The organism is uncultured Rikenella sp., from assembly GCF_910577125.1.
Classification (GTDB): Bacteria; Bacteroidota; Bacteroidia; order Bacteroidales; family Rikenellaceae; genus Rikenella.
This window is the reverse complement of the sequence record NZ_CAJTMN010000004.1, coordinates 1-25,223: the sequence shown is the minus strand read 5'-3', so window position 1 is coordinate 25,223 and position 25,223 is coordinate 1. Positions and strand designations below refer to the sequence as shown.

Here is a 25,223-nt window from a genome sequence, read left to right as displayed (position 1 = left end):
GCCGTCCTTTACTCCCGTTTGATCGCCACCGCCGGATTCTCGACCGCCGCGCGGTAGCTCTGGCCCAGCACCGTGAGGAGCGCGATCACCGCCGCCACGAGCCCCGCCAGCGCGAAGATCCACCAGCTCATCGTCGTCCGGTAGACATAGCGGCTCATCCAGCCGTCCATCAGCCACCACACCACCGGCACCGCGATGACGAACGACACCACCAGCCACCGCAGGAAGCTCACGCAGAGCATCCCGACCACCTCGCGCACCGTCGCTCCGTGCACTTTCCGGATCGCGATCTCCTTGCGGCGCCGCTCGACGGAGTAGCCCACCAGCGCGAAGAGCCCCAGACAGCCGATAAAGATCGCCAGCACGCTGAAGGTCAGCAACCGCGCCCGGAAGAGACTCTCCTGTTTGTACATCCGGTCGAACTGCGCGTCCATAAATTCATACTGGAAGACCTCGTTCGGGAACATCTCGCGGAACGTGCGTTCGATGTGTTTCAGGGCCGGTTCGATCTGCCCGGCGGCGATCCGGATATACGGGTCGCCGCTCCACACCCGCATCAGCACCAGCGGCGTCACCTGTTCCGTCACCGGCTGGTGCTGGAAATCGCGGAACACCCCGAAGAACTTCTCGCCCGGCACCGTCACCTCGGGCGCCACCCGACGGATATAGGCCGCAAAAGCCTCGTTGATTAGCAGATAATCTCGTCCCAGCCGGTCGAAATTGCTCTCCGTAATCGAGTCCCCCTCGACCATCGGTACCCCCAGCACATGGAGCGTATGTCGGTCGCCGCGCAAGACCCTGGGCGTAAACGACTCCGTCCCGTTGAGATCGAGCGTCTCCATATGGGAGACATGCATCGGATCGTCGCCGATGAGCGACGCGTCGACGATCGCCGGCGAAGCGAGCAGTTGCTCACGATAGGTCTCGAACCGGTCGTTATTCATGAACGGGCCGCCCATCACCTTCACCACATTCTCGCGACTGTAGCCCAAATCGAGCGTCGCGAGGTAGCGCATCTGCTTGTTGATGATCAGCGTCGCCGCGATCAGTCCGATCGAGATGACGAACTGGAAGACGATCAGCGCGTTCCGCACCGTCGACATCTGCCGTCCCCCGCTCGACCGGTTGGCGATGGCGTCGAGCGGCTTCATCCGCGTGAGCACCACCGCCGGGAAGATCCCCGACAGCACTCCGCACACCAACGGCAAGACTCCGAACAACACCAGCAGAATATCCCAGCTCAGGTCGAACGACAGCGCACTCCCGAGCAGCGTCGGATAGAGCGGCCGCAGCAGGTAAGCCAGTCCGAAAGCCGTGACGGCCGAAACGAAGGCAATCAGCACCGAATCCCCGATAATGAAGCCGATCAGACCGCCCCGGCTCGCCCCCATGATGCTCTTGATCCCCATCGCGCGAACCACCTCCGTCGAACGCGCCGTATAAATATTGACATAGTTGAAGATAGCGATCACCAGCACCAGCACAGCGATAATACCCAGCACCGTGAGCGCCCCGGGGTCGTACGTATTGCCGTATCCCTGCACCTCGGGCGTGAAATAACACTCTTCGAAAGCCCGAATATGCGGCAACTCCGGACTATCCGGCCCTCCGGCTTTCTTGATCTTGTCTTCGATCGTCTCTCCCGCTGTGAAATTTTCTCCGAAAGCCTCAGCCAGGTACTCCATGAGGGCCCGCTGAAATTTATAGTTCATGGCCGTCATATCGGCCGTGGGGTTGACCCGGAAGTAGCATTCGCTCGCCCACCGGTTCCATCGGTCGTCCTGATAATTCGCCTGTCCGTTCATGATGTTGACCAGCTTCATCGTCAGGATCAACTCGGGGGTGTACACCGAATTCCGCGGCACATCCTCGAAAACTCCCGTCACCGTTAGCGGATAGGTATTGTTGATTTCTACCTGCCGCCCCACGACATCCGTCGTGCCGAACAGCCGCATGGCCGCCGACCGGCTCAACATCCCCTTCGTCGCATCGGCCAGCGCATCGGCTCCCCCGCCGTTCACCATCCGGAACGGCAGCACCTGCAACAGCGTCGAGTCCCCCATCAGGGTATTCAGGTGGAACCGGTCGCCCGACGTCCGATCCGGCACCGATACCGTCATCCCCCATCCGCCCATCACCCGCGTCACAGCGCTCACCTCCGGAAACTGCATCATGAATCGCGCCAGCGGATCGGGACAGACCGAACCGATCTGATCGACCTCGACCTCGCACCGCCAGACATCGTCCATCGGCCGTTCGAAGCAGTCGTCGTGCCGCACCTGCCTGATGATGAAGATATACATCACGATCACGGCCGCAAACCCGAGCGTCAGCCCCAGCCAGTTGACAATGAACGAGCCCGGCCGATTCTTTTTGGCCCGCCAGCTTTCAAGGAAAAATTTTCTGAACATATCCTGTTTTATTTATCGATTTCCGCCCCTTCCTATCCACACCCCGTGCCATACCGGAAAATCGATTAATTATCAAGCATTTACAAATCACGCTTCCTCCTCCGAATGTCTAATTTTTAGACACTCACCGTCTATTTTTTAGACACCGCACACGCACCCCCGAAGCCTATTCCGTCTTGAACGCCTCCACCGGATTGGCCGTCGCAGCCCGCCAACTCTGGATCGTCACCGTGGCTAAAGTAATGAAAAGTACGATAGCCAGCGCCACCGCGAAGACCCACCAGTAGATCGGCGTCCGGTAGGCGAACGTTCCCAGCCACTCCCGTACCCCGTACCACGCCAGCGGCGCCGCCACCACAAAACAGATCAACACCAACCGGACAAACGAACGGTTGAACATCACAAGTATCTCGTCCACCGTCGCCCCCAACACCTTTCGCACACCGATCTCCTTCCGCCGGTACTGTGTTTCGAAAACCACCAGACCGAAGACCCCCGCCATCGAAATCACGATCGCCAACAGGCTGAAACCCGTAATCAGGCTTCCGATCCTCCGTTCGTCGCGATACTGCGCCTCGACCGTCTCGTCGAGAAAATGGACATCCACCACCGCATTCGGGTCCAGCGCCGCCACCACTCCGGCCATCCGCTCCAACACCGCCGTTCCGCCGCCCGCCCCGATCCGGACATAGGCCGTCGGCAGATAGCCCTGCTCCGTATTTCCGACATTCATCAGCGCAAACGGCCCCAGCGGCTTGTGCAGCGACTCGAAATTAACATCCTCCATAATCCCCACGACCTCGATCCCGCGCCCCGCACCGACCTCCAGCCTGTCTCCCAACTCCAGCCCGTACTTCCGGCAAGCCGTCCGGTTGAAGATCGCCCGTGTTCCCGGCTCCGCCCGGTCGTCCTCTTCGACGAATCCCCGTCCCTCCGCGATGCGGATACCCATCAGCTCCGCGAACTGCGACGTCACCTCCACATTACCGAACTCGACGGCCTCGCCCCGGAACCACACCCCCAGGTTGTCGTAACAATCCCGGAACATCGGCGCCATCGACAAAGCCACCCCCTCCACCGCCGGATCGTTCTCCAGCTCATTGAAAAGACTCTGCCGGTCGGCGAAGATCTTTTTGCTCACCGGCATCTCGACCACCCCTCCGCGGTTCATCCCGATCGCCCGCGTAGTGAAGAAACGGTTCTGCAGATTCATGAACGCCGCACAGATCATCAACACCATCGAGACCGAAAACTGAAACCCCACCAGCACATTCCGCAACGCCCGCCCCTTGGGCGAGAGTCCGAAATTCCCTTTGACCGCCAGCGCCGGCGGAAACGACGTCGAATAGATCGCCGGATAGAGGCCTGCCGCCGCACCCGTCAACACAGCAATCGCCGCCCCGAAGAGCACCACCCCGCCGTTGTCGCCCGGCAACAGCGACGTCGCGAAATACGAGCCCAACGCCGATCGCCCGATATAAGCCACCACTCCCACCGCCACCGCGTAAGCCACCGCCGCCGTCATCGCCGCCTCGGCGACCTGAGCGGCCCGCAACGCCGCCACCGACGACCCCAGAATCTTGCGCGTGTTGATATTCTTCATCCTCACCGGCGCGAGCGCCATCGAAAAATTCACGAAATTGATCCCCGCCACGGCAATCACCAGCACTGCGATCGCCAGCAGGATGCGTGTCGCCGTACGACTCCCCTTCGGCGCAATATCGTGTACGATATCCGTGGCATAGTAAATGTCCGTCAGCGGCATCAGCCGCCATTTCGCCTCCGCGCTCTTGTCCGGATAGTCGATCCGCCCGATCGCCCGCTCCACCTCGTCCGCCTCTCCGGTCGAAGCGAGCTGCAGATAGATCTGGTAATTGCTCCAGCTCCACAGGCTGCGTTCCGCCTCGCCGACCGGCAGATAGATGATATTCGAAAAGATCGAATTGCGCGGAAAATCGCGGTAGACCCCTCCGACCCGCACCGCCCGCCGCGCCCCTATCGTCGAATCGGTCTCGGCCGGCGCCAGCAGCCTCCCCAACGCCGGCTCCGATCCGAAAAACTTGCGGGCCATACTCTCCGGAATGAGCGCCGCCCCCGGATCGTCCAGCGCCGTCGCCGCATCGCCCTCCGCCATCCGCACACCGAGCAGCGCCAGCCACTCTTTCGACACCTCCCGTGTGGTCTCCTCATAGACCGTCCGGTTTCCCTCCCGCTCCGCCACCACATTCAGCGTGCGTTCGCGTCCGTCCGCCACCGCCACCCGCTCGATCTGCGGCACCGCATCCCGAATCGCCTCCGCCAGCGGCAGCGGCAATGCAGGCGTGTACGATCCCGCCGGAATATGCTGCCGCGACGACGAGACCTCTACCCGGAAAATCCGATCCGACCCCGCATGGAACCGGTCGAAACCATACTCGTAGTTCACCTGGATCAGAATAATGACAAAAGCCGCAAAAGCCGCTGCCAAACCCAGCAAATTGAGTCCCGAAGCCAGCCGGAACCGGCGGAGCGTCGTCATGAAATTACGAAAAACCGTTTTCATCGTCTGATTCCTTTGTTTTATGCAATTCACCCTCCGAAGCCTACTCCGTCTTGAACGCCTCCACCGGATTGGCCGTCGCCGCCCGCCAACTCTGGATCGTCACCGTAGCCAGCGTAATCACCAGCACGATCAGCAGCGAAACCGCGAAGACCCACCAATAGATCGGCGTCCGGTAGGCGAACGTCCCCAACCACTCCCGTACCCCGTACCACGCCAGCGGAGCCGCCACCACGAAGCAGATCAGCACCAATCGCACAAACGAGCGGTTGAACATCGCCAGAATCTCTGCAACGGTCGCTCCCAGCACCTTCCGCACCCCGATCTCCTTGCGCCGGTACTGGGTCTCGAAGACCACCAGACCGAAGACGCCCATCAGCGAGAGCACCACCGCCAGCAGCGAGAAGACCGTAATCAGAGCCGTCACCTTCAGCTCCTTCTGATACAATGCATTGAACACCGTATCATAGAACTCGATATCGACCGGATAGAGCGGGTCGAGTTCCGCCATCGTCCGCTTGATATGCGCCGCCCCCGCGAACGGATCGCCCTTGATTTTGATATAAGCGATCCCCAAGTTGTGCCAGGGATCGGTCCCGAACTGATAGAAGCACATCGGCCCGATCGCATCGCGCAGTGACGCGAAATTGAAGTCCCGCACCACTCCCGCAATCGGCACGAGATCGGACTGGTGTCCGAACACCCGATTGTCGAGCGTCAGATTGCACTCCCTCATCGCCGTCTGGTTGAAGATAAACGTTCCCGCCCGCAATTCGTCGTCCTCCTCGAAGTCGCGTCCCTCGACCACCGGCAGCCCCATCACCCGAAGGAAATTCCACGACACCGGCACGCACGTGAAATTGATGTTCCGCCCGTCGGCCAGATTCCGTCCCCACCGCATATACCCGTCCTGGCAGCCGACCCTCGCCGACGCAAAAGCGACATCCTCGACCGCTGCACTCTCTTTCAGCCGGTTGACCAGCGTTTTCTGTCTTTCCGGCTCCGCCAGCTCGCTGCTCAAGTGCACGATAGCGATCTGGTCGCGGTTCATCCCCGTATCCATCCCCCGCATGTAGCTGTTCTGCAACTGCATGAACATCGCCGCCACGATCAGACCCAGCGAGACCACGAACTGGAAGCCGATCAGCGCCGTCCGCAGCTTCCTGCCCTTCGGAGACATCCCGAACGAACCTTTCAGCACCAGCGCCGGGGGGAACGAGGTCGTGTAGACCGCCGGGTAGATACCCGCCAGCAAACCTACACCGAGAGCGACACCCAAGCCCAGCCAGATCACCCCGCTGTAGGTCGAGAACGAGATACCGCCCGAGATCAGTTCGTTGAAACCGGTATCCCCCAGCAGGTAGACCCACAACAGAGCCAGGCAGAAGCCCAACAGAGCGATACCCGCGGACTCGAAGATCAGTTCCGCCCGCAGCGTCCCGACCGGAGAGCCCAACACCTTCCGCGTGTTGATATTTTTGATCCGCAGCGGGGTGAGCGACGTGGCGAAATTGACGAAGTTCACAGCGGCGATCCCGATCACCAGCAGCGCGATGGACAACAGTAGCGTCATCGTCGTACGGTTGCCCTTGGGGGCCATGTCAAAGCTCACCGTCGTATCGTAGTAGACCTCGTCGATCGGCTGCAGAACGAAGGTCTGTTCACCCGAGACCCAGTCCGGTTTCCCGAACGAAGCATAAGCCTGCGTCATCTGCCGGGCCGCCTCCTCCGGATCGCTCCCCGGCCACAGCGTCACGAAACACCAGTAATTCTGATTTCCCCACTGTCCTTCGTTTTCGCCCGGCGCCATCTTCCGCTTGATGCAATTGGGCACCGAGCTGTTCGCCGGAAAATCGCGGTAGACCGCCCCCACCTCGAACGTTTTTTTGCGCCCCTCCTCGTCCGTCTGGTTCTCGAATGTGATCAACCGGCCGACCGCCGACTCGTTCCCGAAAAACTTCCGGGCTATGCTCTGCGGCAGGAGCAGTTTCGTATGGTCGTCGAACGCCTCGCGCGTCCCCTCCGTCAGTTCGTAGCCGAACACCTCGAAATCGCCCGGATAGATCGGCGCGTACGATTCGATATAGGCCTCCTTCGTCCCGTTCCGCTCCAGCGAGACATACTGTTCATCCAGATAACACGGCCGCATCGTACCCTGCGCGATCGCCGGCGAGCCGCTCAGCAGCACATCGATCGCCGGACGGGCAAAAATCGCCCAGTGGTCCACGCTATCTTTCGCCTCCACCCGATAGACCTGTTGCGGATACCCCTTGTCGAACCCGCTCTCATAGCTCACCTGCATCAGGATCAGGATAAAGGCGGCGAAAGCCACGCTGAGTCCCACGATATTTAGCCCGCAGGCCAACTTGAAACGACGCACCGTCGTCAGAAAATTGCGAAAAAACATCACTTTCATCGCTCTATCTATCTTTTTAATTCATTAACACCGTCAGTAACACACCTCCCGCACTCCTACTCTGCCAGCAGCGGAATCCCTTTGTAATAATCCACCAGCTTGCGTTTCGCCTGCCACGTGAGTTCGGCATTGAGCAGCGTCGCCCGCGCCTCGAGCAGCTGGTTCGACGTCGTCTGCAGATCCAGCGCGCTGAGCAGCCCCTCCTGATACTTGTACCGGGCCACCTTGTAGGCCAACAGCCGGGCCTGCACCTGTTTTTCAGCCTGAATCCGTTCGGCATACGCCCCGTTCAGATCCAACACCGCCTGCTCCACCTCCACCGCAATCCGTCGCTGCGTTTCGATGTGCGTCTGCTCCGTGCTGCGGAGGTTGTTCCGCTGCCGGATGATGTTCCCCGGACGGCTCCACGCCGAGAAGATCGGCACGCTCAGACTCGCCGAGAGCGACTTGGAGAGGTTATCCTTGAACTGTTTGTGGAACGGTGTCGCGTCGTGTTTCAGGTTTTTGAAGTACGACGTCCCGACCCCTGCCGACGCCGACAACGACGGAAAAAGCATCGCCTTGGCCGTCGAGAGCTCGAGCTTCGCCGTCCGGACATTCATCATCGAGATCCGGGTGTCGGGCAGCAGTGCCGTCGCCACACCCACGATTTCCGAGACGTCGGTCGTTTCGGGCGCCGGTGCGGCATACAGATAGGCCGTATCGATCCGTATCGTCTCCTCGGGCGGGAAGTTCATCACCTCTTTGAGCTTCAGTTCGCGCGTGCGGGCATTGTTTTCGACCCGCGTGAGGTTGTACTCGTCCGCCGCCAGCGACGCCTCCAGCTGCGCCACATCCGCCGCCCCCCTCAGCCCGAGCTCCTTCATCTGCCTCCCCTGCCTCAGATTCTCACGCGACGCCTCGACCTGTTCCCGCGCCAGCGTCTGCGTCCGCAGCGTGTACGTATAGTCGAAATAGGCCGTAAGCGTCTCCAGCGCGATATTGTCCTCCGTCTGTTTCTGCGCCTCCTCGCCGCGGAGCTTCGCAATCCTGCCCGCCCGGGTGTTGTTCAGCAGCTGCAGGCCGTTGAAGACCGTAATGCCCGCATTCAAGCCGTAACTGTTGCTCAGCGTATTGACCGTCGTATAGGTATTGGTCGACGGGTCCACATTTCGCCCGAACCCCGCCGACAGCCCGACACTCCCGCTGAGCGACGGCAGGTGCCGGAGGATCGCCTCGTGGTACGACACCTTCAGGTTGGCATTGGAGAGCTGTTGCCTCACGGCCCTCGGGCTGTTTTCGATCGCATACCGCATGCACTCCTGCAAGTTCCACACATGCAGCGAGTCGTTTTCCTGTCCGTAAACGCCCAGTATGCTCAGACCGAACATCCAGGCAGCAGTCATCCATTTTTTCATCTCGATACTATATCCGTTTTTCGTCCGCGTTGTTTAGTTCGCGCCGACATCATTTTTCCGCAAAGATAACCACACCTCGTGCCAAACCGGTTAATTCGCTATTTATCAAGCAATTGCCTTTCAGTCCAAATCACCGAAGTGTCTAATTTTTTGACACTCTTGTCTATTTTTTTGACAATCCTATCCTATCTTTGCCCCGCCAAACGTTCATATTTATAATCGACGGCGCCGGGACGAATATCCCGGCACAGACGGAGAATGAATCCTGCGGAGCCTAAGGCGCACGAATAGAGAACGGGTGACAGAGTAGGGCAGAGGCTGCCAATAAAATACCCTGTGGGTGCGAGAGGCAACGCAACGGAAAACCGGCGGCGCGGCCGCAACACCCCCGGGAACCCCATGAATAGTTTATCACCTACCATAAACCGACCGTTATGAAAAAAGAGGGAACGATCGTCGTCGTAGACGACAACCGCGGGATGCTGACCGCCGTCGAAATCCTGCTGAACGGCGTCTTCGAACACGTAGTAACCCTCAGCAGCCCCACCCGCCTGCTGAACACCCTGCACGAAGTCCATCCCGACGTCCTGCTGCTCGACATGAACTTCAGCTCCGGCATCAACAGCGGCAACGAAGGCCTCTACTGGCTCTCCGAAGTCAAAAAAGCCCTCCCCGAAATCGAAGTCGTCCTCTTCACCGCCTACGCCGACATCGACCTCGCCGTCAAAGCCATGCAACGCGGCGCCACCGACTTCGTCGTGAAACCCTGGGACAACACCAAACTCGTCACCACCCTGCGCAACGCCCTGGCCCTGCGCCGCACCCGCTCCGGTTCCGGCCAGCCCGCCTCTAAGCCCACCGCCGAGAGTCCCATGTTCTGGGGCACCTCCGCCCCCATGAAACGACTCCGGGCCCTGGTCGAAAAAGTCGCCGACACCGACGCCAACATCCTGATCACCGGCGAGAACGGCACCGGCAAAGAGATGCTCGCCCGCGAGATCCACCGCCTTTCGAACCGGCGCTCCCAACCAATCATCCCCGTCGACCTGGGCGCCGTTCCCGAGACCCTGTTCGAGAGCGAACTCTTCGGCTACGTCAAAGGCGCCTTCACCGACGCCCGCAGCGACCGGGCCGGCAAATTCGAAGCCGCCTCGCAAGGCACCCTGTTTCTGGACGAGATCGGAAACCTCCCCTACCACCAGCAAGCCAAACTGCTGACCGCCCTGCAAAGCCGCAGTATCGTCCGCGTCGGGAGCAACACCCCGATTCCCGTCGACATCCGCCTGATTTCAGCCACCAACCGCGACCTGAACCAGATGGTCTCCGACGGCAGTTTCCGCGAAGACCTTCTCTACCGGATCAACACCATCCACATCGAGCTACCCTCCCTCTCCGAACGCCCCGAAGACATCCTTCCGCTGGCCGAAATTTTCCTGGAACACTACGCCACGAAATACAACAAGCCCTGCACCGCCTTCGCCCCCCAGGCCGCCGAGAAGCTGACCTCCCACACCTGGCCCGGCAACATCCGGGAGCTGCAGCACACCATCGAGAAAGCCGTGATCATGGCCGACACCCCGTTCGTAACCGCCGACGAGCTTCTGATCTCGCATCGCGAAGACGACGACCGGAAATCACAGCCGGCACACTTCACGACCTTAGACGAGATGGAGCGTTCGATGGTCACCGAAGCCCTCAAACGCCATCAGGGCAATCTTTCCGCCGTCGCCGCCCAGTTAGGCGTGACCCGCCAGACCCTTTACAACAAGTTGAAGAAATACAATTTGTGATTCCCCGGCGCTCAGACGGAAATCGAGTCTTGCAGAGCCCAAGGCGCACGAACGAAGAACAATACAAAGATTTGGGCTGACCCCAGCCGCAGCGATGCGTGAGCATCGCCCGTCCACGCACCCATAGGGTGTTTTGTTAGGGTTATCTTCACCTTACCAAGTGGGGCCCGGCCGGCCCGAGGCCAGTTCCGGTCTTTAGGGTAGAGGCTGCCAATTGGGAGTGCGGCACGCACCGCCCGCCCGCTTAAAGAGGGATTTCACTCGTTTTGCGTAAGCAAAACGAGTGAAATCCCAGCGGGCGACGGTTGAGGAGCCTCGCGCGTGAACGAAGTTCGACCCCGCGCGCGACCGCTGGAGTAGGAAATCGTTAGAACCATGGTGAATGGTTCTAACAGAATTTCCGCCAGCGCGCGGGAAAACCGGGTAGAGGTTGCTATTCCGGAGTGCCCGAAGGCACCGGCGGAGCGATAGCGGAGCCGCAGTGAGGCAGACACGGGGTAGAGACTTGGGGCGTGGATTGGGCTGAGCAGTTGCGGTTCGCAGAACCGCGCGGGCCGGACGCCTCCCCCCGGGAGGCCCGCGACACGCCGCTTACGCGTCGAAAATTGCGGTTACTCCCGGGCGCCCGGCCGCAACGATATAAAGAGGCTACCATTTCGGACTGCCCGCATGCACCGTTTATTCCGAGAGGCAACGCAACTGAAAACCACAGCCGCGGTAGTCCGAGTCGCTGGGGTTGAGCCACGTCACGTTAAAATCCAAGAGCACGCCATAGGCACCGCTGACTGGCGACGACCAGCTGTAACCGTTGAAGCCGACGCCCCCTATAGCCCCCTCTGAACGACCGCGGAAGCCCGGGGCGGGGTTATCGTCACAAGCCCGGGTTCGAAGTTCCCAATCAAGCGAGTCTTCCGTTTATTCCGAGAGGCAACGCAACAGAAAACCGTTGGCACGGGTGCTCGAGGAGCTGGGCTGAGCCGCATTCATCACGAAGCGCAGATAAACGCCGTACGCCCCATTGGCCGAAGCCGACCAGACGGAACCCTCGTTGCCGACGCTCACCGGATCGCCCGAGTAGGCGTAGCGGTTGCCCGGGGCGAGGCGTACCGCATTCCCAATGGGTGGCTGAATCGCCGGGGGATTTTCAAGGGAGACGGAGTTCCCCTTGAATGTGCTCTTTGCCTACTTTCTACCACATAGTAGAAAGTAGGGATCCCCGCGGCCAACGCGTTCGCGTTACGGCGCGGAGCCTTTATTATTTCCCGAGACGGACAGCCGCACAACGTTAGGCAAGACGGGATTTCCCCCTTAAGGCGTGGCGCGCGGTGCCTTCGGGCACTCCGAAATGGCCGCCTCTACCCTAACAGGATAGAACTGCCCTACGCGGGCGGCGTCCGGGTGACCCCGGCGGGACAGAGCGATACTGCGTATCGCTTACTGGTTTGCTTGGCCCCATTCTTTGTTCGCGCGCCTTGGGAAATCTTGTCAAAACGCGCAAGCGAGTTTTGACGATTTCCCTCTTAAGGCGTGGCGCACGGAGCTGGCTTTGTCGCGCGCCGGGCGATTCATCCCTTTCGGCTCATCGCCGAAATCGTTGAATCGCCTCCTTAGGCGTCGGCGCGCGGTCGAGCTTTGAACCGGATGAAACTGCCCTGCGCGGGCGGCGTCCAGTTAATAAGGCAGAGACAACCCTAACAAAACACCCAACGGGTGCATGGACGGGAAATGCTGCGCATTTCTGCGGCTGGGTCAGCCCAACTCTTTGTTCGCGCGCCACGCCTCAGACTCCGGCCATACACCTCAACACAACCGCCCCACCGCGACTGCCGCACCCCTACAACGCCCCCTTACGTCACACACCACCATGCACAAAGCCCTGAAACTCCGCCTCCTGCTTCTGCTCCTCACCCTGGCCGCCAGCTCCGCCGAGCTGCTCTGGTTCCTGCTGCGCACCGACTACCTTCCCGCCAGCTGCTGCGCCGTCGTTTTCCTCCTGTCTCTCGGCTCCATCCTCCGCCTCTACAGCCGCACCACCCGGAAACTGATCTTCATGTTCCACGCCATCGAGAACGGCGACTACTCCTTCAAGTTCGCCGAGAGATCCTCGCGCAGCAACGACCTCCTGATCAACCAGTCCCTGAACCGCATCCACTCCCTGCTGACCAAAGCCCGCGAAGAGACCATCGAACAGGAGAAATACTATCAGCTGATCCTCGAAAGCGTCACCACCGGCATCCTGATCATCAACGACCGCGGACACGTCACCCAGACCAACCGCGAAGCCCTCCGCCTGCTCGGCATCCAGCCCCTGACCCACATCAAACAGCTCAGCCGGCTCGACGAACAATTCCCCGCCCTTCTTCGCGACATCGTCGCCGGCGAAAGCCGGCAGCTGACCTGCCGCACCGAACGCGGCTCCGTCACCTTCTCCGTTCACGCCTCCTCGATCGTCCGGCGCGGCGAGCAACTCCGCATCCTCGCCCTGACCGACATCGAGAACGAACTCTCCGACCGCGAAATCGAATCCTGGCTCCGGCTCATCCGCGTCCTGACCCACGAGATCATGAACTCCGTGAACCCCATCACCTCGATCAGCGACTCCCTCGTCGAGCGCATCGGCCCCGACGACGACTCGGAACTCCGCCGCGGCCTCGCCACCATCAGCCAGACCGGCAAGAACCTGATCTCCTTCGTCGAATCCTACCGCAAATTCACCCGCCTTCCGGCCCCCAACCCCACCCTCTTCTACGTCAAAGAGTTCGTCGAGAACCTCTGCGCCCTCACCTCCGCCACCGTTCCCGACGGCTCCCGGAACGTCGACATCCGTATCTCCGTCGAGCCCGACGACCTGATCCTCTACGCCGACCGCAGCATGATCAGCCAGGTCGCCATCAACCTGCTGAAGAACGCCATCGAAGCCACCCTCGACGTCGAACATCCCCGGATCGACCTGACCGCCACCGTAGACAGCCGCGAGCAGGTGATCATCCAGATAGAGAACAACGGCCCGAGCATCCCGCCCGAAGTCGCCGACCAGATCTTCATCCCGTTCTTCACCACCAAGAGCGGCGGTTCGGGCGTCGGTCTGAGCCTCTCGCGGCAGATCATGCGCCTGCACGGCGGCACCCTCCAGTACCGCCCCGGCCCGAACGGCACCGGATCGATCTTCACCCTGACCTTCCGATAAAGAATTTTTGCTGAAAGAAAAAAGATGCCCCCCAAAGATACTCCCTTAGAATCCGCCCGCCTGCTCCTGCGCCCCTGGCAGCTTTCGGACGCCCCCGCCCTCTACCGCTACGCCCGCAACCCCCGCGTCGGCCCCCTCGCCGGCTGGCCCGCGCACACCTCCGAGGCGATGAGCCGCGAAGTCATCCGCACCGTTTTCAACGCCCCCGAGACCTATGCCGTCGTTCTGAAAACGCTCGGCGAACCGATCGGCTGCATCGGTCTGGTGCCCCGCGGCAGCGAGCATTACGCGATCACCACCGACCAGCGGGAGATAGGCTACTGGCTCGGCGAGGAACACTGGGGGAACGGCTATATTCCGGAAGCCGTCGACCTGCTCATCGCCCGCTACACCGCCTCGTCCGAGATCTCCGCCCTGTGGATCACGACCCGTCCCGAAAACCTCCGTTCACAGCGCGTCGCCCTCAAATGCGGTTTCGTCCGTCAGCCCCCCTTCACCGACGCCGACGGACACCCCGGCGAACTGTTCGTGAGACAGCTCAAACGATAGCCCGTCCCACCCGCCGGCACACGGCACCTACAGTTTTTTCCCGTACGCCAAGTCCCCCGGATCGCCGATTCCCGGCACGATATACGACTTGACCGTCATCTCCTCATCCACCGCTGCCGTCCAGAGCGTGACATGCTCCATCGGCAAATGTTTCTTCACATACTCGATCCCGTCCGCCGACGAGATCACCGCCGCCAGATGCGTATGCGCCGGCACCCCGCCCTTCTCGACAAGCGCATAGTACGCCAGTTCGATCGACGCCCCCGTCGCCAGCATCGGATCGACCACAATCAGCACCTTTCCCTCCAGCGAAGGCGTCGTGACCTGCTCCAGCACGATTTTCATCGTCCCGTCCTTGCTATACTTCCGGAACGCCGACACGAACGCATTCGACGCATCGTCGAACATATTGAGGAATCCGTTGTGCATCGGCACCCCGGCCCTGAGAATCGACGCGATCACCACCTCATCCGCCGGCAGCATCATCTCGGCCTCTCCGAGCGGCGTAACCACCGTCTGTTGCCTGTAATTCAGCGTTTTGCTGATTTCGTAGGCCATCACCTCCCCCGTCCGTTCGAGATTCCGTCGGAATCTCATCGGATCCCGCTGCGTGACCTCATCGCGCAATTGCGCCACATAGCGCGCCAGAATCGTGTTTTCCTGATCCAATACCCTAATCATATCCGTCCTGTTTTTGGCATCGAACAACTCCTCCGCCTCCCGATCCCGGGCCGTATCCCGTACAAATATAACTTTTCCCCGCCACAAAACAACCCTTTCCCCCGACAAAAAAGCACCCCGCCCCGGGCTACCGCGACTTCGGTCGCACGGGCTATGAGGGCGTAGCAAGGGGCATCGGCAACTGCGGGTACTGCTGGTCGGCGGTGACCAACAGTACAAACGGCATGTTCCTGGGCTTCAACGCGCAAAACCTCTACCCCAGCGACGCGAGCAGCCGCGGCCACGGTTTTCAGTTGCGTTGCCTCTCGGAATAAACGGGGGCAAAGGCAGCCTTAGCCCCACCCCTCCGAGAGCAACTTTTCCGCCACCGCCAGATCGAACCCCGTCGTAATCTTGATGTTACGCCGATCCCCCTCCACGAGCCCGATTGCGACACCTCCCAACGCTTCCGCCACCGAAGCATCATCCGTAAAACGCTCCTCTTCCGGCCGACCGTACGCCTCCCTAAGCAACGCCCCCCGAAACCCCTGCGGCGTCTGCACCGCCCGGTATGCCCCCCTTTCGACCGCCACACTGGCCCCCTCCGGCACTATCCTCCGCAACGAATCCACCACCGACACCACCGGCACCACCGCCCCATGTTTGCGCACCCCCTCGATCACCCCCCGAATCACCCCATCCGAGACAAACGGCCGCACCCCATCGTGTACCAGCACTACCTCCGCCCCCGGTTCCGCCTCCAGTCCCCGGCGCACCGACTGAAACCTCGTCTCTCCCCCCGCCACCACCCCGTGCGGCACCTCGAACCGATGCTCCCTGCACAACTCCCCCCACCGTTCGATATACGCCTCCGGGAGCACCAGCACCAGCTTATGCACCCACCCGTTCACATTTTGTGAACAATCCGCCAACGCCCGCTCCACCCCCAGCGCCATCCGACGCAGCGTCCGCATGACGATCGGCTCGCCCCCAAGCAACAAGAACTGTTTGGGCACCTCACCACCCATCCGCCGCCCCGCACCCGCCGCCACGACAATTGTTAATATTATGTGCATATTTTGTGAATAGATTTTTCCGACAACCCTTACAATCCCACCTGCAACCCCGTCCGCAAGCTCAATAGATCAACCACCCCGCCAATCCCGCCAGCACAATCAGCAGAATCGGATTGACCTTCCGCAGCGCCGCCACCAGCACCCCGCCGAAAATCACATAGCTTTTCCAGTCGATGAAGTTGTCCGGCGTGAGCAACAGCAGCGCCGCCGCCAGAATCAACCCCACCACCACCGGCCTCAACGTCCTCATCACCCCCGCCACATACGGATTGTCCTTCATTTTGAGGTAGAACCTCGCCACGATCAGCATAATAACCAGCGACGGCGCGCAAACCCCCGCCGTCGCCAGCGCCGACCCCCACACCGACCCCGTCGCCGTATAACCGATATAAGTCGCGCTATTGATCGCGATCGGCCCCGGCGTCACCTGCGAGATGGCGATGATATCGGCAAACTGCGCCGCCGTGATCCACCCGTGCCGCGTCACCACCTCGGCCTGGATCAGCGAAATCATCGCATACCCTCCTCCGAATCCGAAAAGGCCGATCTGGAAAAAAGTCAGAAAAAGTTGCAGATAGAGCATCCCGAATTCGATTTTTTATCTCCCCTCCCGCCCCTTCGTTCTCCAATACGTATATCCCACCCCACCGAGAATCCCTCCCGCGATGAACCACAGCGGCGAGACCCCGGCCCAGATCGCCCCCGCAATCGCCGCGAACACCCCGTACTCCCACTTTTTCAATCCCCGGGCGAACGAGAAGACCGGTTGGAGAATCAGCGCCACCACCGCCGGTCTCATCCCCTTGAAAATTCGGTTCACCGTCGGATCCTCCGAGATGTGCGCGAAGAAGATCGCCACCCCCAGCAGAATCAGGAACGACGGCAACACGGTTCCCAGAAACGCCGCCACCGCCCCTCGCGTTCTCAGGATTTTGTACCCCACCTGGATCGAGACATTGACCGCCATGGGCCCCGGCGCCGACTGCGCCAAGGCCAGCAGATCAATGAACTCCTCGCGTTCGACCCATCCGCGTTTATCGATCACCTCCTTTTGGATGATCGGAATCATGGCATACCCTCCGCCGAAAGTGAAACATCCGATTTTGAAAAACGACAGAAACAGAGACACCTCCCGTCCAGCCATACGATTGAGTTTTCAACTTCGGCAAAAGTAAGAAGTTTCTCTCACCTTTTGCATGGCGCCCGTTGAAAAGGCGCGCGGACAGAGAATTGGTCTGACACAGCCGCAGCGATGCGTAAGCATCGCCCGTCCACGGGACGTGGGGCCCGCGCGGCCCGAGCGCAGTACCCTCAAACCAATCGCGCGCCACGCCTTAAGAGGGAAATCGTCAAAACTCGCTTGCGTGTTTTGACTGGATTTCCCAAGGCGCGCGGATAAAGCCCGCTTTACCTAACGTTGTTGGGCTGTTAACGTCAAGGACGTTGTTTACCTCTTCTCTCTGTTCCGCTCGGCCGCGGGGGCCCCTACTTTCTACTATGTGGTAGAAAGTAGGCAAAAAGCACATTCAAGGGGGACTACATCCCCCTTGAAAATCCCCCGACGATTCGACGGCCCTGTGGAAGTGCGGCGCACAGACAAAAACAAAGCTGAAACCCTGCGACCCGCAGGGTCGCGCGGGCTGGACCACCCTCGGGAGGCCCGCAACACGCCGCTCACGCGTCGAGCATTGCGGTCTCTCCCGGGCGCCGACCCGTTCCAACTTCTCCCAACCCACAACCCAATTCTCCGCCCCATTCGGCCTGTCGCCCATCCCGCCGAAACCGCTACGCGGCTTCGGCGACAAGGCCGGCGGCCCAAGAGTCGCAAGAGCTCAATCCAATTCTCCACCCGTTCGTCCTCGGCGCGCCTCCCCCGCGCCGGTGCCTTCGGGCACTCCGAAATAGCAGCCTCTACCCCCAAACCGAGGCCGGCGATTCCTTTCGGAATCGCGCTACTCGCTCTCGGCCCAAAGCACTACCCCGTGTCCGCCTCACTGTGGCTCCGCTATCGCTCCGCCGCAACCGCGCGCTGGCGGAAATCTTATTCAAACGCGCCCCACGCGTTTGAATGATTTCCTTCTCCAGCAGTCGCGCGCGGGAAAAGATTGGTTCACACGTCTTTAAGCCGTCGCCCGCTGGGATTTCATCTCGATTTTGCTCATCGCAAAACGAGTAAAATCCCTCTTTACGCGGGGCGGACGACGGTATCAAGTTCTATCCGCGCGCTGGCGGAAATCTTGTTCAAACACGACTACGTGTTTGAACGATTTCCCTCCGAAGGCGTGGCGCGCGGTTTGGTTTGAGGGTACTGTTCTCTTTGTGAACAACCGACGCTGCCAGCGAATCCAGAGGCAGTTTACGGACTATGGTAAGCGGCGAGGAGGAAAACAAGCGTAGCGCAGTTAGCGAGAACCAGAAAAACTTTAGACGGATGCTTCGCATCCTCAAACTGCCGACAGCCCTAACCAATGCAGTATCCTCCACCCAAATGACGGCTCCGACCCTCACAAAAGAACAGGAGTGCGAATAAAACCGTATATTTAGGCCCAAAATTTCGACACCCCATGCCACACAGCCTCGTCCGGTTCCTCCGGAAAGCCCTGCCCCACATCGTCGCCCTGAGCCTGTTCGCCGGCGTCTCCGCCCTCTTTTTCGTCCCCCAGTACAACGGCCGGGCCCTGCGCCAGACCGACATGGTCATGTTCAACGGCGCCACCAGCGACATCCGGCAACACATCGACCGCTACGACGAACACCCCCAGTGGGCCGGCCGCAACTTCAGCGGCATGCCCTCCTACCTGATCGACATGAACTACGACGGCCGGTGGGTCAAACAGGCCGCCGACCGGCTCTACTTTCTCGGCCAGCCCGCCGGATGGCTGTTCGTCGCCATGGCCGGATTCTATCTGATGCTGCTGTTGTTCGGCATCGATCCGTGGCTCGCGATCGCCGGCGGACTCGGCTACGGCCTTTCGTCCTACTTCGTCATCATCATCGGCGCCGGGCACATCACGAAAATGATGGCCCTCGCCTGGGTGGCACCGATGGTCGGGAGCGTGTGGTACGCCTACCGGCGGCACCGGTGGTTAGGCGCCTCGCTGGCCGGTCTCTTCGCCGCCGTCGAGATATCCACCAGCCACCCGCAGATCACCTACTACTTTCTGTTCGTCCTGCTGGCCCTCGTGATCAACGAATTCGTCGCCGCCTATAAAGCCGGAGCCCTCGCCCGTTTCGGCAAGACCACCGCAGTACTGGCGCTGGCCGCCGCCCTGGCCGTCGGAGCCAACATCGTCCAGCTCTACTACATCGCCCAGCACACCCCCGAGACCACCCGCGGACGCAGCGAACTGACCGAGAGCCATCCGACCGATGCGGCGAATCAAACCGGTGGGCTGAACCGGAACTATATCACGGCGTGGAGCTACGGCAAGCTCGAGACGCTGAACCTGCTCGTACCCAACCTCTACGGCGGCGGCCGCGACTTCGCCCCCGACGGCGAAGTCGCCCAAGTCCTGAAGAAATACGACGCACCGCGCGGCTTCGAGCGCAACCTGCCATCGTACTGGGGCCCCCAGCCCTCCACCGAAGGCCCGGTCTACCTGGGCGCCAGCCTCGTTTTTCTGGCCGTGTTCGGGATGTTCGTCCTGCGCGGACGCGAGAAATGGTGGATCGCCGCCGTCTCGGTGCTGGCGATCTTCCTCGCCTGGGGCCGACACATGATGTGGTTCACCGACCTCTTTCTGGACTACTTCCCGATGTACAATAAATTCCGCACCGTCTCCATGATCCTCGTGATCGTCGAGTGGGCGGTGCCGCTGCTGGCCATACTCGGTCTTGTCCGGCTGTGGAACCGAGACGAAACCGACAACGCCCGGATTCGGAAAGGCCTGCAATGGTCTCTGAGCATCACCGGCGGCCTGTGCCTGCTGATCGGCCTCTTCGGCCCCATGCTCAGCAGCTTCGCCGGGCCCGGCGACGAAGCGATCGGACTTCCCGAACCCATTCTGGCCGCCATGCGTGACGAACGCACCTCCCTGATGCGCGCCGACGCCTTCCGGTCGCTGCTGTTCGTGGCGCTGACCGCCGGCCTCGTGTGGCTCCTCGCCCGCGGCAAAGTCAAACGGAACTGGTTCTTAGCCGGTCTGTGCGGCATCATTCTCCTCGACCTTTTCCCCGTCGACAAGCGGTACGTCTCCGCCGCCGACTTCCAACCGGAACGGCAGGCATTGGCCATTCCGATGACGGAAGCCGACCGGCTGATCCTACAGGACACCACCGACTATCGGGTCGCCAACTTCACCCTCGACCCCTTCACCGACGCCACCACCTCCTACCACCACCGCTCCGTCGGCGGCTACCACGCTGCGAAACTGCGGCGTTACCAGGACCTCATCGAGCACCACCTCAGCCGGCAGAACATGGCCGTCTACGACATGCTGAACACCAAATACTTCATCGTCCCCGACCAGGAAGGCCGGGCGACCGTCCAGCAGAACCCCTATGCCTGCGGGAGCGCCTGGTTCGTCGACTCCATCCGGTGGGTCGACAACCCCGACGCCGAGATCGACGCCCTGACCGGCTTCGATCCCCACACCACCGCCGTGGTAGACCGCCGCTTCGCCCCGCAACTGGAGGGAATCTCTTTCGCGGCGGACAGCACGGCGACGATCGCGCTGACCGACTATCGCGTCAATCGGCAGATCTACCGCACCCGGTCGGCACAAGAGGGTTTAGCCGTCCTCTCCGAGATCTACTATCCGAAGGGCTGGACAGCCATCATCGACGGCGAACGCGCCCCTTACCTGCGGGCCGACTACGTCCTGCGTGCCATCCGGATACCCGCCGGCGAACACACCGTCGAGTTCCGTTTCGCCGCCCCGAATTTCGACCTGCTCGTCGAGGTCACCCGTGCCAGCTCCGCCATTCTGCTCTTCGGCACCCTCGGCCTGCTCGTCGGGACACTCCTCCGGAAACGCAAACCCCAACCAACCGCTCCAGACACCGATGGCACACCATCCTAACAGCCTGAAAGCCGACTACACGATCGCCACCGTCAGCGTCACCCTCGTCCTGCTCCTGCTGGGCGCCGTGAGCTACATCCTGCTGAACGCCTACTCCTCGACCTCGGCCGTGCGGAGCGAGCTGTGCTTTTCGCTCATGCTCTCCGACACCGTGACCCACACCCAGCGCGCCTCCATCGAGCGCCGGATGGGACTCCATCCCGCCATCGCCTCGTGGCGCTACCTCTCGGCCGACGAAGCTGCCCGCGATTTTCAGGAATACATCGGCACCGACTTCATCGACTTTCTGGGCGAAAATCCCCTTCCCGCCTCCTACGAGCTGACCCTGAACGCCGGCCACACCGACCCGTCCGATCTGACGGCTCTGGAGCGGGAGTGCACCTCCTGGAAAGGGGTCGAAGAGGTCGCCTACCAGCAGAAAATCATCGACGCCGTCCTGCGGAACCTCAACCGCCTGAACTACCTGCTTCTGGGTTTGGGTATTTTTCTACTGGCCGTGGCCATCATGCTGATTTCGAACACGCTTCGTCTGGCCATCGCCGCCCGCCGCCAGGCCATCGCCACCATGCGGCTCGTCGGCGCGACCTCCGCCTTCATCCGCCGCCCCTTCATCCGCCGGAGCTTCACCCAGGGCGTCGTAGCAGGCGTACTGGCCTCCCTGCTGCTCTATCTTTTCGCCGACGGCCTGTCCGAAGTGATGCCCGACATCCGCCTCTCGACCGACCGCGCAACCCTGTTTTTACTGTTCTGTACCATGATTTTGGCCGGCGTAACGATTTGTACTACCTTTACCGCCTTGGCCGTCAACCGGTTCGTCCGCCACACCGATTGACCGGTGCCCAGCAGTCTAGCACTAGGATAGGTGTGCGAGAAAAGAATAAAACCAAGAATGGAGCTGACACGCCAATTGCCCACCGCGGGCACGCGGGACCCGACCGGCCCGAGTGCAGTCGGAACTTGAATCTTGCGGAGCGTAAGGCGTAGCGTAGCTAACTAAAAGTTTACCTTGGGTTTCCTCCTCGCCGCTCGGCAATTCGCAAACTGCGTTTGCATTGCTCTCGCTGGCAGCGTCGGTTTTGGTGCCGCTTTTTTCAACCGAGCAGCGTTGCGAGTCCAAAGCCGCTTGCGAGCTTTGGCGAGGTAGCGCGAGGAAGGCGAAGCCAAAAAGCGGCAGTTCCGTCCAGCACAAAGCTCGGCGCGCGCCTTAAAGGGGAAATCGTCAAAATGTGCTCGCACATTTTGACAAGATTTCCCAAGGCGCGCGAAAAAACACGACCGGTGGCGGAGCGACAGCGAAGCCGCAGTGAGGCGGACACGGGGCAGTGCTTGTAGCAGAGCTTCTGCAACCCGCAGAGTCACGCGGGCTGGACGCGTTTATTCCGAGAGGCAACGCAACTGAAGACCGTGGCCACGGTAGCTCGCGTTGCTGGGATTGAGGTACTGCGTGCCGAAGTCCAAGAACACGCCGTAAGTCCCGCTAACAGCGGACGACCAACTGTACCCATAGTAGCCGACGCCCATCAGATCGCCTAACCGCCCATTGTCGCCCGCGTCGCCGAAGCCCGGGGCGGGGTTTATGCGGGTCGGAGCCAGCGAGACCGGAAACGAGCTCCGCGAAGTTGCAGGCCTACGCCGGGGGTGGCTCCGGCCCTGCGAGCCGCAGGGTTCCGGCCTTATTTTGTCCGCGCGCCTCTGGGAAATCTTGTTCAAAGCGCAAAACGCTTTGAACGATTTCCCTCCTAAGGCGTGACGCGCGGTTTGGTTTGAGGGTACTGCCCTCGGGCCGCGCAGGCCCCGCGTGCCCGCGGTGGGCGAATGGCCGCCTCTACCCCAACCGGACGAGACTGCCCTGCGCGGGCGGCGGCCGACCAATAAGGCAAAGAAAAACCCCAATAAAACGCCCGGTGGGCGCCTCGGCGGGACAGAGCGATACTACGTATCGCTTACCTGTTTGCTTCGCCTCATTCTTTGTTCGCGCGCCTTAAGCTCCGCAGGACTCAATAATAGGCCAGCCACCACATAAAATTGAACCAGACACCACACGATATGAAAAAACAGACCCCGGCACATCGTCCCGCCACCGGCGCCACGATGCCTTTCAACCGCAGAAACTACATCCTGATGCTCGCCGGCATCGGCGCCATCATTCTGGGCTTCATCCTCCTGAGCGGAGGCGCCAGCGACAACCCCGCCGCCGAATTCAACCACGACATGTTCATCTTCCGGCGGCTGTACCTCGCCCCCCTGCTGCTGCTCGCCGGCTTCCTGTTCGAGATCTACGCCATCATGTACCGGCCCAAAACCAAGGAATCGGACACAGACGAAACCGCAACCCCCAAAAGCCGGTCATAAGCCATGGGAACCCTTGACGCCCTCCTGCTCGGCCTGCTCCAGGGGCTGACCGAGTTTCTGCCCGTCAGTTCATCCGGCCACCTCGTGATACTGGGACGCATCTTAGGCACCGACGTCGACGACACCACCTTCGCCATCCTCGTCCACGCCGCCACGGTATTGGCCACCATCACCGTCTTCTGGGGCGAGATCCTGCAACTCCTGCGGCACGGCCTCACCCTCCGGGCCAACCCCGAATCGCGCTACCTGCTGAAGCTGATCATCTCGATGCTCCCCATCCTGATCGTCGGCCTCTTTCTGAAAGACCACGTCGAAGCCCTGTTCGGCAGCGGCGTCCGCTTCGTCGGCAGCATGCTCCTCGTGACCGCCGGCCTGCTTCTGCTGACCCATTTTATCCGGCCGAAACAGACACGGAACATCACCGCCAAAGACGCCTTCGTCATCGGTCTGGCCCAGGCCGTCGCCGTCATCCCCGGCATTTCGCGCTCCGGCTCCACCATCGCCACCGGCATGCTGCTCGGCGACGACAAAAGCCAGCTCGCCAAATTCTCGTTCCTGATGGTGCTCGTACCGATCCTCGGCGAAGCCCTGCTGGAACTCCTGAAAGGCGAATTCACCCCCGCCGCTTCCGGCATCTCCGGCTACGCCTTGGCAGCCGGTTTTCTGGCCGCCTACCTCTCCGGACTCTTCGCCTGCAAAGTGATGATCCGCATCGTCAGCCGCGGAAAACTGTGGTGGTTCGCCCTCTACTGCACCGCGGCAGGCACTACGGCCCTTATCCTCGGTTAACCGCACCCCATGACAGACCATCTATTGGACATCCTGCGCCCCGACTACCCCTTCGAAGAGGGAGTCGTGTTTCCGATCGACAAACCCCTGGGCTGGACCTCCACCGACGTCGTGCGGAAAGTGCGCACCCTGATGCGCCGTCTGGGCCACCGCAAGATCAAAGTCGGCCACGCCGGGACACTCGACCCGCTGGCCACCGGCGTCCTGCTGATCTGCGTCGGCCGCGCCACCAAACAGGTCGACACCCTCCAGGCCGAAGAGAAAGAGTACCTCGCCGAGATCGAACTCGGCGCCACCACCCCCAGCTACGACCTCGAGCACCCCGTCGACAACCGCTACCCCTGGGAACACATCACCCGGGCAGAGGTAGAACGCATATTGTCCGGCTTCATCGGCGAGCAGGAGCAGGAGCCCCCGGTCTACTCGGCCAAGAAACTCGAAGGACGCCGCGCCTACGAATACGCCCGCGAAGGCGAAGAGGTGAACATGCGCCGGGCCGTGATCCACATCTACTCGACTCGCCTCGAAACGTGCGACCTGCCAGACTCTCCGCGCCTCACCGTACGCATCGCGTGCAGCAAAGGCACCTACATCCGCTCCTTCGCGCGCGACCTGGGCCGCCGTCTGACAAGCGGCGCCCACCTCACCGGCCTCCGCCGCACCCGCAGCGGAGGTTTCCGGGTCGAACACTGCCTGTCGCTGGAGACTTTACAAACCAAATTATCGCCTCCGGTTCCATCCCTTGAAACAAATCCCGCCTGATTACGTATATTTTAAAACATTCGTTGTATCTGTGTCTACCCGCAGAGAACCGTACCTTTTCTGAAGAAAAGGTACCCAAAAGACTTTTAGATAGCTACGCTACTCCTTACGCTCCGCAGTCCTCAGTCTCTGCGATTGCTTTTGGGTCGGGGTTCTCCGGGGCGCAATAATGCGGGAATTACCCTACGCGCCCCGGAAGAATCCCCGGCCCAAAGAAGCGTCCGAGAACTGGGCCGCCGGCAGCTTTAGGATGCGCAAGCATCCTCTAAAGTTT

At 61.0% G+C, this 25,223-nt stretch carries 18 protein-coding genes; 8 read left to right on the top strand and 10 right to left on the bottom strand.

Going from position 1 to position 25,223, the window contains the following annotated elements; translation table 11 throughout:
• Window positions 1-8: 8 nt before the first annotated feature.
• The 4 genes from QZ292_RS01110 to QZ292_RS01095 all read right to left on the bottom strand — a co-directional run bounded on the left by QZ292_RS01110 (window position 9) and on the right by QZ292_RS01095 (window position 8,763).
• Window positions 9-2,411, bottom strand: coding sequence for an ABC transporter permease (locus QZ292_RS01110; protein ID WP_294596622.1), 2,403 nt, complete (start codon window positions 2,409-2,411; stop codon window positions 9-11).
• Between the two features lie 166 nt (window positions 2,412-2,577).
• Window positions 2,578-4,953: an ABC transporter permease gene (locus QZ292_RS01105; RefSeq protein ID WP_294596619.1), complete on the bottom strand. Its 2,376-nt coding sequence runs from the start codon at window positions 4,951-4,953 to the stop codon at window positions 2,578-2,580.
• Between the two features lie 40 nt (window positions 4,954-4,993).
• A complete protein-coding gene (locus QZ292_RS01100; RefSeq protein ID WP_294596616.1) occupies window positions 4,994-7,366 on the bottom strand; it encodes an ABC transporter permease in 2,373 nt (790 codons plus the stop codon).
• Between the two features lie 56 nt (window positions 7,367-7,422).
• The gene (locus QZ292_RS01095) at window positions 7,423-8,763 is read right to left on the bottom strand and encodes a TolC family protein (protein WP_294596613.1); all 1,341 of its coding nucleotides are present in this window, start codon (window positions 8,761-8,763) and stop codon (window positions 7,423-7,425) included.
• 434 nt (window positions 8,764-9,197) lie between these two features.
• Between QZ292_RS01095 and QZ292_RS01090 the strand changes: the two genes are divergently transcribed.
• Complete coding sequence (locus tag QZ292_RS01090; RefSeq protein ID WP_294596610.1) at window positions 9,198-10,553, top strand: sigma-54 dependent transcriptional regulator; 1,356 nt, start codon at window positions 9,198-9,200, stop codon at window positions 10,551-10,553.
• A 915-nt stretch (window positions 10,554-11,468) separates the two neighbouring features.
• Here QZ292_RS01090 and QZ292_RS01085 read toward each other — a convergent pair.
• Window positions 11,469-11,615 carry a hypothetical protein gene (locus QZ292_RS01085; protein WP_294596607.1) on the bottom strand — a complete coding sequence of 49 codons (147 nt, stop codon included), beginning with the start codon at window positions 11,613-11,615 and terminating at the stop codon, window positions 11,469-11,471.
• Between the two features lie 802 nt (window positions 11,616-12,417).
• On the opposite strand from QZ292_RS01085, the gene QZ292_RS01080 reads away from it, so the two are divergent.
• Window positions 12,418-13,740 (top strand): ATP-binding protein, encoded by a 1,323-nt coding sequence (locus tag QZ292_RS01080; RefSeq protein WP_294596604.1) that lies wholly within the window; start codon window positions 12,418-12,420, stop codon window positions 13,738-13,740.
• Between the two features lie 24 nt (window positions 13,741-13,764).
• Entirely contained in the window at window positions 13,765-14,289 is a 525-nt protein-coding gene (locus QZ292_RS01075; RefSeq protein ID WP_294596601.1) for a GNAT family N-acetyltransferase, read from the top strand.
• A 27-nt stretch (window positions 14,290-14,316) separates the two neighbouring features.
• Here QZ292_RS01075 and upp read toward each other — a convergent pair whose 3' ends face one another.
• From upp to QZ292_RS01055, 4 genes are all read right to left on the bottom strand, one after another.
• Window positions 14,317-14,970 (bottom strand): uracil phosphoribosyltransferase, encoded by a 654-nt coding sequence (gene upp / locus QZ292_RS01070; RefSeq protein ID WP_294596598.1) that lies wholly within the window; start codon window positions 14,968-14,970, stop codon window positions 14,317-14,319.
• A 332-nt stretch (window positions 14,971-15,302) separates the two neighbouring features.
• Window positions 15,303-16,025 carry a 2-C-methyl-D-erythritol 4-phosphate cytidylyltransferase gene (locus QZ292_RS01065; protein ID WP_294596595.1) on the bottom strand — a complete coding sequence of 241 codons (723 nt, stop codon included), beginning with the start codon at window positions 16,023-16,025 and terminating at the stop codon, window positions 15,303-15,305.
• Window positions 16,026-16,086: 61 nt separating this feature from the next.
• Complete coding sequence (locus QZ292_RS01060) at window positions 16,087-16,608, bottom strand: chromate transporter (RefSeq protein ID WP_294596592.1); 522 nt, start codon at window positions 16,606-16,608, stop codon at window positions 16,087-16,089.
• A gap of 15 nt (window positions 16,609-16,623) precedes the next feature.
• Window positions 16,624-17,169: a chromate transporter gene (locus QZ292_RS01055; RefSeq protein WP_294596589.1), complete on the bottom strand. Its 546-nt coding sequence runs from the start codon at window positions 17,167-17,169 to the stop codon at window positions 16,624-16,626.
• Window positions 17,170-18,589: 1,420 nt separating this feature from the next.
• On the opposite strand from QZ292_RS01055, the gene QZ292_RS01050 reads away from it, so the two are divergent.
• Both QZ292_RS01050 and QZ292_RS01045 read left to right on the top strand, forming a co-directional pair.
• On the top strand, window positions 18,590-21,046 hold the full coding sequence (locus tag QZ292_RS01050; protein ID WP_294596585.1) for a hypothetical protein: 2,457 nt from the start codon (window positions 18,590-18,592) through the stop codon (window positions 21,044-21,046).
• Entirely contained in the window at window positions 21,030-21,878 is an 849-nt protein-coding gene (locus tag QZ292_RS01045) for a permease-like cell division protein FtsX (RefSeq protein WP_294596582.1), read from the top strand. Before QZ292_RS01050 ends, QZ292_RS01045 begins: the two co-directional genes overlap by 17 nt.
• A gap of 542 nt (window positions 21,879-22,420) precedes the next feature.
• Here QZ292_RS01045 and QZ292_RS01040 read toward each other — a convergent pair.
• Complete coding sequence (locus QZ292_RS01040; protein ID WP_294596579.1) at window positions 22,421-22,567, bottom strand: hypothetical protein; 147 nt, start codon at window positions 22,565-22,567, stop codon at window positions 22,421-22,423.
• A gap of 525 nt (window positions 22,568-23,092) precedes the next feature.
• Between QZ292_RS01040 and QZ292_RS01035 the strand changes: the two genes are divergently transcribed.
• The 3 genes from QZ292_RS01035 to truB are packed head-to-tail and all read left to right on the top strand — an operon-like array spanning window position 23,093 to window position 24,949.
• Window positions 23,093-23,398: a DUF3098 domain-containing protein gene (locus QZ292_RS01035; RefSeq protein ID WP_294596576.1), complete on the top strand. Its 306-nt coding sequence runs from the start codon at window positions 23,093-23,095 to the stop codon at window positions 23,396-23,398.
• A gap of 3 nt (window positions 23,399-23,401) precedes the next feature.
• On the top strand, window positions 23,402-24,187 hold the full coding sequence (locus QZ292_RS01030) for an undecaprenyl-diphosphate phosphatase (RefSeq protein ID WP_294596573.1): 786 nt from the start codon (window positions 23,402-23,404) through the stop codon (window positions 24,185-24,187).
• 9 nt (window positions 24,188-24,196) lie between these two features.
• Window positions 24,197-24,949 carry a tRNA pseudouridine(55) synthase TruB gene (truB, locus tag QZ292_RS01025; protein ID WP_294596571.1) on the top strand — a complete coding sequence of 251 codons (753 nt, stop codon included), beginning with the start codon at window positions 24,197-24,199 and terminating at the stop codon, window positions 24,947-24,949.
• Window positions 24,950-25,223 lie beyond the last annotated feature (274 nt).

Coding starts and splice junctions, on each gene's coding strand:
- upp (WP_294596598.1), bottom strand. CDS start 14,970: ATGATTAGGGTATTGGATCAGGAAAACACGATTCTGGCGCGCTATGTG.
- QZ292_RS01100 (WP_294596616.1), bottom strand. CDS start 7,366: ATGAAAGTGATGTTTTTTCGCAATTTTCTGACGACGGTGCGTCGTTTC.
- QZ292_RS01105 (WP_294596619.1), bottom strand. CDS start 4,953: ATGAAAACGGTTTTTCGTAATTTCATGACGACGCTCCGCCGGTTCCGG.
- QZ292_RS01090 (WP_294596610.1), top strand. CDS start 9,198: ATGAAAAAAGAGGGAACGATCGTCGTCGTAGACGACAACCGCGGGATG.
- QZ292_RS01065 (WP_294596595.1), bottom strand. CDS start 16,025: ATGCACATAATATTAACAATTGTCGTGGCGGCGGGTGCGGGGCGGCGG.
- QZ292_RS01040 (WP_294596579.1), bottom strand. CDS start 22,567: ATGGGCGTCGGCTACTATGGGTACAGTTGGTCGTCCGCTGTTAGCGGG.
- QZ292_RS01050 (WP_294596585.1), top strand. CDS start 18,590: ATGCCACACAGCCTCGTCCGGTTCCTCCGGAAAGCCCTGCCCCACATC.
- QZ292_RS01055 (WP_294596589.1), bottom strand. CDS start 17,169: ATGGCTGGACGGGAGGTGTCTCTGTTTCTGTCGTTTTTCAAAATCGGA.
- QZ292_RS01035 (WP_294596576.1), top strand. CDS start 23,093: ATGAAAAAACAGACCCCGGCACATCGTCCCGCCACCGGCGCCACGATG.
- QZ292_RS01045 (WP_294596582.1), top strand. CDS start 21,030: ATGGCACACCATCCTAACAGCCTGAAAGCCGACTACACGATCGCCACC.
- QZ292_RS01080 (WP_294596604.1), top strand. CDS start 12,418: ATGCACAAAGCCCTGAAACTCCGCCTCCTGCTTCTGCTCCTCACCCTG.
- QZ292_RS01110 (WP_294596622.1), bottom strand. CDS start 2,411: ATGTTCAGAAAATTTTTCCTTGAAAGCTGGCGGGCCAAAAAGAATCGG.
- QZ292_RS01095 (WP_294596613.1), bottom strand. CDS start 8,763: ATGAAAAAATGGATGACTGCTGCCTGGATGTTCGGTCTGAGCATACTG.
- QZ292_RS01075 (WP_294596601.1), top strand. CDS start 13,765: ATGCCCCCCAAAGATACTCCCTTAGAATCCGCCCGCCTGCTCCTGCGC.
- QZ292_RS01060 (WP_294596592.1), bottom strand. CDS start 16,608: ATGCTCTATCTGCAACTTTTTCTGACTTTTTTCCAGATCGGCCTTTTC.
- truB (WP_294596571.1), top strand. CDS start 24,197: ATGACAGACCATCTATTGGACATCCTGCGCCCCGACTACCCCTTCGAA.
- QZ292_RS01030 (WP_294596573.1), top strand. CDS start 23,402: ATGGGAACCCTTGACGCCCTCCTGCTCGGCCTGCTCCAGGGGCTGACC.